Annotated in this window: 5 protein-coding genes; all 5 read left to right on the top strand. The window is 56.6% G+C overall.

Annotation, left to right across the window (positions count from 1 at the left end; all coding sequences use genetic code 11):
* Nucleotides 1–896 precede the first annotated feature (896 nt).
* Entirely contained in the window at nt 897–2531 is a 1635-nt protein-coding gene (locus IDH45_RS31445) for a right-handed parallel beta-helix repeat-containing protein (protein ID WP_190932114.1), read from the top strand.
* Nucleotides 2532–2944: 413 nt separating this feature from the next.
* Nucleotides 2945–6973, top strand: coding sequence for an immunoglobulin-like domain-containing protein (locus tag IDH45_RS31440; protein ID WP_190932113.1), 4029 nt, complete (start codon nt 2945–2947; stop codon nt 6971–6973).
* 258 nt (nt 6974–7231) lie between these two features.
* Nucleotides 7232–8866 carry an extracellular solute-binding protein gene (locus tag IDH45_RS31435; RefSeq protein ID WP_190932112.1) on the top strand — a complete coding sequence of 545 codons (1635 nt, stop codon included), beginning with the start codon at nt 7232–7234 and terminating at the stop codon, nt 8864–8866.
* Between the two features lie 62 nt (nt 8867–8928).
* The gene (locus IDH45_RS31430; RefSeq protein WP_190932111.1) at nt 8929–10770 is read left to right on the top strand and encodes a sensor histidine kinase; all 1842 of its coding nucleotides are present in this window, start codon (nt 8929–8931) and stop codon (nt 10768–10770) included.
* An 81-nt stretch (nt 10771–10851) separates the two neighbouring features.
* A complete protein-coding gene (locus tag IDH45_RS31425) occupies nt 10852–12471 on the top strand; it encodes a response regulator (protein WP_190932110.1) in 1620 nt (539 codons plus the stop codon).
* The last annotated feature ends 5 nt before the right edge of the window (nt 12472–12476 follow it).

Genomic DNA, 12476 nt, shown 5'->3' with positions numbered 1-12476 from the left:
TTCCCTCTCCTTGTCTCTTCAAGGTAAATTCCTCTTTTAATTCCAGTTTCTTTACCTTTCACTTTTTTGTACCTAAGTAGTTACGGTTTGAGCCTCTTATTCTGTAAGTATTCAGGTTTCAAATGCAAATAAAGAGCGATATGCAGCTTCTATTTTTCGTCAAATGGCGAATTTCCGGCAGATTGGCTGGAATAAGAGGTGCAAATCGCTCTTATTTTCTCCCATTTCAAGAAAACACGCCCAATAAGGGGTGCAAACCGCTCTTATAGCCGCATTAAATCGTAAAAGGAGAGAGGCTGTTGTATTCATCCACCGGAGGAGAAGTCATCATATTACCAGCGGATGAAATGTTTTCGTCTATTGGTAACGAGTCGATGATTTTATAATAGAGTATGAAAGCGATTTCAAATATGGTTTGTTTAATTCATAGTTCAGTTCGATTCACGGTACGAGTCCGCGTCCGATTCGATCCATAGTCCGGTTCGATCTACGATCCGGCTCGATTCGCAGTCCGGTTCGGTCTACAATCCGGTTCTACTAACATAGTCCTGACCGCCGCCTCCCAGCCGACTGTCCAGTCAACTCGTTGATGGGGTGCTGCCGGCTATCCGATCGTTACGTCGAAGCTGGGACCACACGGTTGCTCCGAGACCGTTATCGTGAAGACGAGATATCGCCTTATCGGTATGATCCATGACAACAGCGGAAGGTGCGTCTTATCCGAGGTTATCCATAGTACAGTCATATAAACGATCCATAATGGAGGAATGAATATGTCCGATCAAAACCGCAGAGAAGAGGCAATCGGAGCAGAGCGGCAGGAAAACGGAAACAGGTTGCAGGAAGACGGAAACAGGCAACAAGAAAACGGAAGCAGGTAGCAGGGGCAGCCGACTATGCAGCAAACGGACCGGACGGACGGTTCTGAGGAGCAAGCGGCGGCGAGAGCGTCAATCAGCCGAAGAAAGCTGCTTGCGTCGGTTGGCCTTGTGAGCGCTGCGATGGCCGCAGGCACGGTAATGAGCAGAATAACGCCAGGATATGCGAGAAGCAAGGATGGTGAAGTCGTGGATTCCGTGTACGAGAATATAGCCGGCAAGAAAAAAACGAAGCTGCAGCCATTGATTTCGATGACGGGGCCCATCGTGAACGTGAGGGATTTCGGCGCAGCCGGCAACGGGACGACGGATGACACGGCTGCCATCCGCAGCGCGATAAGCGCCGTACCTGAAGGCGGCATTGTTTATTTTCCGATCGGTACGTATCTGGTGACCGGGAATTTGTCCGTGCAAACGAATTGTATCACGCTGGAGGGACAAGGCTGCCACTCGAAAATCGTATACACCTACGAGCAGACGGTGGCCGACACCGAGCAGACAGCCAGCTTGTTCACGTTCCAAGCCGGATTGACCGGCATTACGGTGAAAAGGCTCAACCTCCACTATACCGGCACTTTTTTCCCGAACGTCGGTGAAAGCTATAACGGCAAAGTGAGTGCGCTGCTCTTCAACCGGTGTGAAGATGTGCTTGTCGAGAAAGTGGATATCTCCGGGTTTAATGCCAATGCGATTTATGTGTCGGGAACGAGCTCCGCTTATGCCAAACGGTTCAAAGTGCATCAGTGTTACCTTCATCACAACCGTGTTGCAGGCGTATTGTTCGGTTATGTCGAATTTATCAGCATCGTCGATTGCGATCTGGAATACCACGGCTCTCAGTTGGATGGAGGAACCGGCTACGGCTGCGCCGGATTCTCGGGAGCGACGCCCATGCACATTCAGATCATCGGCAACCGGGCCAACTACAATTACCGCAAAGGGATCGATCTGCATGCCGGACTTAACGCAATCATCGAGGGTAATATTTGTCACGGCAACCGGCTGTACGGGATTTATGCGGTAGGGCCACGGACGGGCAACGTGACGATCCGCGGCAATTTTATTTCCGGCATGCGCAGACAGACGATTGGAATCCCTTCTCCCTACACCTGGATTACCGGGATCAGTTTCGGTCATTATTCAACGGCTCTCACCCCGTACGAGTATGAAAATTACTTGATTGAAGGCAATCAATTGACGGATTTCGGGATGGGAGAAGGAGATGCTTACCCGATTTACGGCTACTTCAACTTTCAAAAAGGAAACGTGCAGATCAAAAACAATGTGATCCGGGCCGGCCGCATTTCTTATTTGATCCTGTTGTCTACGGCCACCTCAGCCGGGAATCGAGATACGAAGGTCGATGTTTCAGGCAATCAGGCTTTTGTCGAGGAATGCACCGAGTATACGCTCTATTTGCCGCAATGTAAGCAGTTGAACGTACAGGGCAATCAAATATCGACCCATCAGACGAACCGTCACGATGGAGTGGTCGTTGTAGACAACGGAAGTTTAAAAACGCTTACCTATATCTGTAATCATATCGAAGATTCGCTCATCGCCCAGCCGTCAGCCATGAAGGGATACAACCAGACTTGGCTTACTTCCAAAAGCTTTAAAGCCGGAAACTTCCTTAACGGAACGCTGGAGTAGAGGGGGAGATAACGAGCGGATGAATGGGGTTTACAACCGGACGAGCACATTAGTCCAGACCGGGAGGAACGTAATCCGATAAGATGAATGTTCCCTCTTTGGGAACGGCAAGGCCGAGGGTATTCCTTTTTTAGTTATACCGGGAGCTCCTCCATACGATTACGATTCCTGCTCGATAAGTCATCAAATTACCAATGGATGAAATGTTTTCGTCTATTGGTTACGATGCGAATAATTTTATAATAGAATTTGTAAGCACTTTCAATGCAGCCTGGATTTATCAGATATCCTAACACCGCCTGGGATGCGAATAGGAGGTCGTGATGGCTTTGCAAAGGATGGCATGGAAGAAGCAATCGCTTGTTCTATTGTGTATGGTACTGGTGATTACAATGTTAGGAGAAATGCCGGGTATGCTGCAAAAACGAGCAAACGCTTTCGCGCCAGGAGACCACGACTGGCATCTGGCCGGAGGGCAACTGCTGTTCAGCGGGCCGATCAACGCACATGATGTGCTCGTGACACCTCTGCAATGGACGAGCGCACCGAATCAAATCGTCGCCGAAGCGGACATTACGCCGATGGAAAATCCGGGAAGCTCTTGGGCGCCGTCGCTTTTTCTGTACTGGAGCACGTCCAAATGGGTATCCGTTGGGATTTCCGGCAACGCGAAATACAATACGAATCCGGGAGGTTATATCGGCACCGCTCCGTTAAAAACGACATATCGGGTCCGCATCACGTGGGAGAACGGTACCGTCAAGCTGTGGGGAGGCCCCGCCGGGACCGAGCCGGCCTTGCTGCGTACCGCAGCGGCGCCGGAGTCCGGACCGCCGCCGTATTTGATCGTCGGCAAAGGCTTCGGGGCAGCGGCCACCTACACGCAGCCTTTCCTGGCCAACGATTTTACGGATGTAGGGGCGGCCGGTTACGTATACATAGATAACATATCGGTGCAAGCCGATAGTCAGACTACATTAACCGAAACGTTTGAGAACGGCATCGATCCGCTGCGCTGGCAGCTGTACACGTCGCCGGCCAGTATGCCGAAGCCGCCCGTCGACCTGGAGGAGCTGTTCCCGAACTGGGTGGAGCCTGCGCAGCGCGGCGATATTTCGCCTCCGAAGGCGATCTACAAGGAGAACGATTGGATCGCGTACCGGGCGCGTTATGCGTCGGACGCCGCGTTCCGGACCTACGCAGACAGCCAGATCAACGCGCTGATCAGCCAGACGCAGCTCGTCATGGGCTACGGTCAGACCGAGATCGTGAACATGATTCCGGAGACGACGCCGCTGGTCGATCTGTTCACGCCTTGCCCGATTCAACCGGAATACGGCTTTCCGCACGGGGTGTGGACATGGAGCCCGCTCGACCCGGATAAGGCGTATTGCGGCGGGGTAGCGTTTCCGAACGAGACTTATCCCGAAGAAGGCGTGATGACCGCTTATTGGGGCGGCTCGACCGTTCAGACGATTACGTATTACAATCGCCAGTCTTACGACTTTGCCGGGTTTCAATTATCGCCCAGCTTCACGTCGTACATCCGGGCCAAAAAAGTCGCCTACATGTCCGATCAGGTCGGCAAAATCGCACTGCTGTACCGGCTGACCGGCGATATCGCTTATGCGAAGCAGGCGAAGAAGATTTTGCTGCGGATGGCGGAGGTGTATCCCCGCTGGCTGCTTCACTCCGGGTACGGCGAATACGCCGATATGGATCCGAAGGACGCCGCCTTCGCGATCGGCCGGCTGCCCAGCTATGAGCTGACCGCACCGCCCAACGTGCCGAACCGGCAGCTCCATGCCGGCTACTGGATGGCCGGAAGAGGGATGGCCAACGGGATGGAGGGCTTGTTCATTCTGCCGCTCGTCACGTCTTACGATCTGATTCGCGACGCGGCTGCCGGTCCGGGCTTGCTTTTATCGGATGCGGACCGGCTGGCGGTCGAACGGGATCTGTTCCTCGAAGCTTCCACGCTGTTCGTGGCCGATCCGGCTTACAACAACAAGTCGATCTTTAACCGTACGGCTGCAGCCGCAATTGGCGTGCTGATCGGGGAGCCGGAGTTGGTACGGTTCGGTGCCGATGCGTTCGACAAGTTTTTGACCGACTGGTATAAGCCGGACGGAACGCCTGCCGAGACGGCGGCGTACGGGCTCCAGGTGCTGCAAACGATGTGGAAGCTCGGCGAGATCTTAAACGGATATTCCGATCCGGCCGGTTACGTGCCGCTTCCGGGACAGTCGCGGATCGATAACTACGAAGTGTATAACCGCCCGGACTATCAAATGGTGTTCCGCGCGCTCGGCGATACCGTGCTGCCGTCGCTGAAATATCCGCCGATCGGCGATTCGTATACGACAAGCGCGCCATCCGGCCAGTTTCTGCTGATCGGGGCCAAGCGAACGGGACTTCCGATCCTGCTCAGCATGCTGAAGAGCGGCCAGTTCCCGTACGGCGGCGTCGAGGCGCTGCTGTATTACCCGGACGGACTGGATGAAGCGGGGCCGATCGAGCTGCCCGATCTGCTGCTGCCGGACTGGAAGCTCGCCTACTTGCGCGGGGGTCCGGACAATCTGGACAGCGTCGCGCTGCTGAACGCCAGCGACTGGTACGGACACCGCCATCTGGACAGTCTGGACCTCACGTATTGGGCGAACGGCGGAGAATCGTTATCCGATATGGGGTATTTGTGGGATCATCCGCAGCAGGCGATGACCGTCCGCTCGGCAGCCCACAATCTCGTTATCGTCGACAAGAAAAATCAGCGGAGCAGCGGCAAGACCGGAAGTATCCGCTTGTATACGGGAGAAGGACCGGTCCATGCGGCGGAGGCGGAATCGAACGCTTATGCGGAGACCGACATGTACCGCAGAACGGTCGTTCAGGTTCAAGGGCAGGAAGGGCAGAATGATCTGGAGAAGCCGGAGTATGTAGTCGACTTCTTCCGCGTCCGCGGCGGCGCTTCGCACGATCTGATCGTTCACGCGCCTACGGACGGCGTCGTGACGGGCGGAATTCCGCTTCAGTTGGGTGGAGCGAGCGAGGTTAGCGCCTACGGACTGACCGGCGTGACGACCGCGGCGACCGCAGGCGTATGGACGGCCGACTGGGCGAACAACGGGGGCGGAGCCAGGACGAAAGCATGGCAAGTTCCGTCGGCCGAAGAGGACGTTTATGTCGGGCAGGGCTGGGGACAAAGAGGGAAGGACGACGCGGGAGCCGAGCTGCCTTATCTTGTCCGCCACCGCGACCAATCGACAGAAGGCAGCACGTTCACGACTTTGTATGAATCGTACCGAACGGCGCCTAGTGTAGCGAACGTGGAGCCGCTTCTGCCGCAAGGCTGGACGGCAACCGTACAGACGCCGGTCGGCGTAAGCGTATACGGGGCGGGCTGGCGCGACTACGTCGTCAGCGGGACCGGCAGCGGAGGCGCTCAGCCGCTGCAGCTGCTCCGGAACGGAGACGCGAACCCCGTCCAGTTCGCCGGACAGCTTGGTGTGTTGTCCTTCGGAGCGGACCCATCCGCAGCCGCAGCAGCCTGTAACATGAATGCGGTATATTTGGCCGGAGAAGGGCGGATCGAGTATAACGGGGCGGGACTGGCGATCGCCGGCGGGCAAGGGAAGGAAGGGCAGATCGGCGGGGCGCAGACGGACGGCTTCACGGCAACCGCTCTGGTAGCGGGAGCGGAGCAGTGGATCGGCGGCATGGTCTATGTCAAGCGCGGAACCGTATGGACGGCGTACCCGGTCCTTGGCGTTACTGTGCAGGACGGGAAAACGAAGTTCGTCACCTATGAAGCGCCGGACGGTTATCCGTTCCCTGGCGGAGAAGCATGGAAGCTCGTTCCATACGCCTATGCCGCGAAGTCGGAAGCCGGCGCTTGGAACATCGTATCGGTAGGCGGCGGCGCCGAGCTGTTGCTGCCGGACTGCGATCCGCCGGCGCTGACGTTGCTCGGCGACAACCCGCTGACGGTAACCGTCGGGGCGCCTTACGCCGAACCCGGCGTCTCCGCCTGGGACGGCCGCGAAGGCGATCTGTCCTCGCAGGTGACTGTGACCGGCTCGGTTTACACGCAGGCGGCGGGAACATACGCGCTGACGTACCGCGTGGCCGATACGTCGGGCAATGAAGCGACCGCGGTCAGGACTGTGCACGTCACGACCGGGCCGGACGTGATCGACCAGCGCATCAACGCCGGGGAGGCGGACGGCGATATCGTCCATTCGCTGGTCGTCAAGCTCCGCAACAGTTTGAAGCAGGCGGTGCATCAGTTGGAGAAGGGGGACCCGGGGAAGGCGGCCAAACATATCGGCGACTTCCGGAAACATCTCGACCGGAGCAGCACCCCCGGCGATATTAGCAGCGGCACGAGAAGCTGGCTGGAGCTCCAGACGGACGCCTTGCTGCAAATCTGGACGGGAGGGTGAAGGGAGGGTGGAACGCCCTCTTCCTTCATGCGAGTCTTACCGGGCGTCATAAGAGGTTGCTCAAAAAGTCCGCTTTTGATCACGAAGCAGATCAGGAAGCGTACTCGACATCGAATATGGAATTCAGCCGGAACTTCCGGTGCTCACGTAGCCCACTACGCTCCGCTCCTCATTTCCTGGCTTCATCCCAACTTCTCGGTGCTGAAAACCGGACTTTTTGAACACGCACTATAAGCGAAAAGGAATGGAGCTGATGAGATGAAGACGATAAAGATCGGTCTCGCAGGCATATATACGATCGTCCTTCTGGGCAGCGGCTGCACTTCTTCCTTGCGCCCGGACAGCATACCCGGGGAGAGCAGGCTTGATGCCCGGGCGACCGGGGCGGAACTTGCGTCAGCGCAAGAGAAGCTCGTATTGAACTGGTTTGTCCACGGGGCCAACAGCGCGTCGCTGCCGTCCCGCGACAAAGACTTCGTCCGGCAGGCGATCGAACGCAAGTTTAATGTCGAATTAAACGTCGAGCATATGCAGATGAGCAACGATTATACGAACCGGCTGAATCTGCGGCTGGCCGGGAGCAAAGCGCCTGACCTGTTTATGGTCGACGGGGGCGTGTCGAACAAATATATTATGGACCGGGTCGCGATGGATTTGACGGAGCTGGTGACGCCGCAGACGATGCCGAACTACTTCAAATACTGGATCACGGAGACGGAGCTGAAGCGGTATCAGGTGCAAGATATGTTCCGCCGTGCGCCGGTCCCCTATCCGAAGCGGGCTTACATATCCTATTACGTACGCAAAGACTGGCTCGATAAGCTCGGATTGCCGATCCCGAAGACGTACGAGGATATGATCGAGACGATGAAGGCGTTTACGTTCAAAGATCCGGACGGCAACGGCAAACAGGACACGTACGGCTTTACTACGGCGGGCAGCGGGTATTCGGTTCCGATTGTGTTTCCCGAGTTTTACAAAAACGGAATTTATGGCGGCCTTATGCTGGACGACGATATGTTCGTGGACGGCACGACGGACCCGCGGATCGAGCAGGTGTTTACCGATCTGCTGGAGACGCTCCGGCTTGGGGTGATCGACAAAGACTGGTTTCTGCAAAAGTCCGGCGAAGACATCAACAAAGCGGTTCAGGGAAAAGTCGGCATCGTGATCTCCGGCGGCGCCATGGCGGCGTATGACCATGCGACCTGGTCCATCCAGTACCGGACGAAGGAAGTGCTGAGGCAAGCCGGCAAACCGGAGGAAGCGGCCAAGGTTGATTGGCAGCCGTTCCATCCGTGGGCCGATACGGGAGTGGCGACGACGACCTTGCCCGGAGCCCCGTTTTTATTCAGCTCCAAAACGACGGTCGAAAAAGCGAAGCGGTCGATTCAAATTCTCGATTGGCTCGCAAGCGAGGAAGGGTTCATGCTGACGCGATTCGGAATCGAGGGCGTCCATTATACGAGAGACGGCAAAAAAATCACGATTGATCCGGTCGCGACCAAACGGGACATTGCCGACAACGGATACTTTTTAGCCGTGTACGGCTTTTTCTCGCAGGGCGATGTGCAGACTTTGGGCCTCGAGGTGTTTCAGCCGGATGAGACCGAGCGCGACCGGAAAATTTTCGAGAAAATATCGTCGTACGTATTCAAACCGTCGATCGGCACGAACGTAGCCCCGCCGACCGGGCTCGATATCAGCTCGTTCCGCAAGGAGATGTGGAGGTATCAGGCCAGGGTGCTGTTCGAGGACAAAAGTGCGGCGAACTGGCCGAAATACCGCCAGGAGCTGATGACGACACACCGAGGCAAAGACATATTCGAAGCCTACGCCCGGCAAATGAGCGAAGCTTTTGGCCGTACGATCGGTTTCCGGGCGGAGCCGTGACGGCCGCGCCGTTACCCCGATAATCGCACTTGCAGACACACCTTAACGGGAGGCGGGCGCACATGAGACTGTTGTACGCAATACGCGATGCCTATCGGAAGTCGACCCAGCTGAGGCTGACCTCTTATTTCATGGCGATCCTGATTCCGCTGGTCGCGGTGAGTCTCTACGCCAATGTCCAGTCCCAGCGTATCCTCAACGAGCAGGTAGGCGAACGGACGCTGGCGGCGCTGCGCTCGACGATGGCCCACATTGATCTTACGCTGCAAAACATCGAGGAGCTGTCGGTTCTGACCGCCACCGACTACAACATGAATCAGCAGCTCCGGCACCAGGACGTCGATTCGCCGGCCGAAGCGACGATCGATTTTCAGAAAGTGCTATTCAGCTTGACCAATATGAATTCGGTGAACACGATGCTGACGCAAATCTCGATCTACCATGCGAGGTCCGGGCTCATCTTCTCGTCCCGGTACGGCGTCCGACGTCTGGAGGAATACCGCAACGAGGCTTGGTACGCACGGACGGTCGAGGCCGGCGGCGACAGCGTCTGGATGATTCCCGACCGCAATACGTATGTCGGAGGGGAACGGGAGGTCGACCCGATCTTCAACGAGGACAGCGTAACGCTGCTGCGCCTGATGGATCAGCTCGACAGTCCGGTCAGACAAAACATTTTGATGATGACGATCGGCAAGGAAAAGTTTCTGAACGTGATCGAAAATTTGACCGCATCGACTCCGTCCAGCCGGGTGCTGCTGCTCGACCGGTACGATAATCGGATCGTCGGCTCCGATCGGGACGAAAGTATCGCGGAAATTCGGGCCACGGAAAACCGGGAAGGCGTGATGATCAAGACCGGCGACGACGGAGACAGCTTATCGATGCGGGTGCGGTCGAAGACTTCGGGCTGGTCGCTCGTGCTCGTACAGCCGGAGAAGGCAATCTACGCGAAGTCGAACAAGGTGCGAGAGTTCACTTATCTGATCGCGATCGTGAGCGTGCTGCTGGCGCTGCTTATCTCATGGGGCGTTTACCGCGGCATCGCGGCTCCGCTGCTCAAGCTGGCTTACGGGATCAAGCAGATCCGGCTCGGCAATCTGAACGCCCGGCTGTCCGCGAACCGTCCCGACGAGTTCGGGTTTTTGAACCGTTCGTTCAACGAGATGGCCGAAGAACAGCAGCACCTGATCGAGAATATTTATAAGCAGCAGCTGTATACGGCAAAGACGGATCTGAAGTTTCTCCAATCGCAGATCAACCCGCATTTTTTGTACAACACGCTCGATTCGATCTATTGGACGGCCAAAAATTACGATGCCGAAGAAATCAGCGAGATGGTCGTTCATCTGTCCCACTTTTTCCGGCTCAGTCTGGGGGAGGGGCGGGATATCTTTACAGTCGAGGAAACGATCGAGCATCTTCAATATTATTTGCAGGTGCAGCAGATCCGGTATACGAACCATTTCTCGGTGAAGTTCGACGTCGATCCGGAAACGCTGCAAATTCCGATCCTGAAGCTGCTGCTCCAGCCGCTTGTCGAAAACGCCATCCTGCACGGTCTGGAGAAAAAACCGGAGGGGGGGGAGCTGTATGTCGGCGCCCGGATCGAAGGCGCTTACTTGAGACTGGAAGTGAGGGATGACGGGGTGGGCATTGATCCGGAACGGTTGTCGTTTATTAACGGCAAACTGAATAAGATTACATACAAAGACGTGCTACGGGTGACAAACGCCGGAAGCGAGTCTGTCGACCTGTACGGATTATCCAACGTCAAAGCGAGGGTCATGCTGTTTTACGGAGAAGACGCACGAATTCGCATCGAAAGCCAGGAGGCGGCCGGAACGGCGGTGACGATCTGGATACCGCTTGAGAAGATGCATGCGCTTGCAGCAGGCATGTAGCGGGCGTTCATACGTCCGCCTCCGCCGCGTCGGTCGAACCAATCCGGACGAAAGTCCGACACAACAAGGAGTGTGCCGCCGATGAACCTGATGGTCGTAGAGGACGAAGCCAAGCTGAGGGAAAATATCGTATCGGGCATCCCGTGGGAGCGGCACGGCATTGAAGTGGTAGGCGCCGCCGCAAGCGGACGCGAAGCGCTGAAACTGTTCGACGAGACCAAGCCGGATATCGTCCTGCTCGATATCCGGATTCCCGAGCCGGACGGTCTCGTCGTCGCGGCGACGGTCAGCGAGCGGAATCCCCGGGTCAAAATCGTGCTGCTGAGCGGACACGACAACTTCCGGTATGCGCAGAAGGCGATTGACGTAAATGTGGTCAAATACTTGCTGAAGCCGGCCCGGGATACCGAGATTTTAAGCGCGGTGCTCGAAGCGAGGAAGCGGATCGAAGAAGCCCGCGAGTCGACGCATACGCTGGAGGAGCTGCGCCGGAAGTGGAACGAGCACGCTCCGCGGCTCCAGGAGCTGTTATATCAAAATTGGGTGGCCGGCACTTATTCCGGCTGGGAGGTGGATAAACAAAGTGCCGATCTGACGATCGACCTGTCCGGCGTCACCCGGTATGCGGCCGCCGTAGTCGAGCCCGACCCGCTGCGGGAAGGCGATACCCGTTACGGCGAACGGGACGGCTCGCTGCTGCAATATTCCGTTACGGTCATCGCCAAAGATTACTTCGCCGAAAAACCGGGACAGCTGGACTGCAAAGTGTTCCCCGACTACCGCGGCTCGACCGTTCTGCTATTTTTGAACCGGGGCAAGCGGACGGAGGAGCAGTTTGTCGCCGAAATTCAATTGTTGACATCCAGATTGCTGACGATGATTAAAGAGTATATAAAAACGACGGCCAGCGCCGGGATCGGTCTAGTTACCGCGGACCCGGAAGGCGTGAGCAAATCGTACCAGCAGGCGAACAAAGCGCTGCAGGAGAGGATCGTCTACGGCGACGACCTGGTCGTGCCGTACCGCGAAGGGCAGCAGTCGCATCTGTGCATCCCCGCGGCGCCGCCGCTGGAGAAGCAGCTCGAGAACGCCCTGGAGACGGGCAACCGGGAGAAGGCGCTGGAGACGGTCGACCGGCTGATCGAGGAAGGAATCGGTCAGGCTGCGACTGTCGAGGAGGTGCACGAGAACGTGCTCTATTTCAGCAGTCTGCTCATCCGCACCGTTCATGCCCAAGGATGGCCGATGAAGGAGGTGGTAGGCGACACGTATGATACGTTTCAGGATTTGCGCTCGCTGCATACGAAGGAGCAGATCCGGCAATGGCTGCACGGCACGATCCGCGCGATAACCGACTATGCCAGCACGCGCAACAGCGTCAAGCTGCACGATATCGTCCGGTTGATGCTGGAGGCGGTCGAGAATGACATTCATCGCGACCTGACGCTGCACGTTCTGGCGAGGAAGCTGTTTTTGACCCCGTCTTATTTGTCCCGGCTGTTCAAGCAGCATACGGGGCAGGCGTTCTCCGACTATGTGCTGGAGAGAAAGATGAAACGCGCCATGGAGCTGCTTGAAAGCGGGGCGAAAGTGCTAGAGACGTCGGCCGCGATCGGCTACCGCGACGTCAGTTATTTTACGAAAGTGTTCCGCAAGCATTGGGGCATGACGCCCGGGGAAATCAAAAAAACGAATGGTTAAGGGGG

The organism is Paenibacillus oceani (assembly GCF_014705615.1).
Lineage (GTDB): Bacteria > Bacillota > Bacilli > Paenibacillales > NBRC-103111 > Paenibacillus_AB > Paenibacillus_AB oceani.
The sequence above is the reverse complement of the archived record's forward strand: the minus strand, read 5'-3'. Positions and strand labels throughout refer to the sequence as shown.

Coding starts and splice junctions, on each gene's coding strand:
- IDH45_RS31440 (WP_190932113.1), top strand. CDS start 2,945: ATGCTGCAAAAACGAGCAAACGCTTTCGCGCCAGGAGACCACGACTGG.
- IDH45_RS31430 (WP_190932111.1), top strand. CDS start 8,929: ATGAGACTGTTGTACGCAATACGCGATGCCTATCGGAAGTCGACCCAG.
- IDH45_RS31445 (WP_190932114.1), top strand. CDS start 897: ATGCAGCAAACGGACCGGACGGACGGTTCTGAGGAGCAAGCGGCGGCG.
- IDH45_RS31435 (WP_190932112.1), top strand. CDS start 7,232: ATGAAGACGATAAAGATCGGTCTCGCAGGCATATATACGATCGTCCTT.
- IDH45_RS31425 (WP_190932110.1), top strand. CDS start 10,852: ATGAACCTGATGGTCGTAGAGGACGAAGCCAAGCTGAGGGAAAATATC.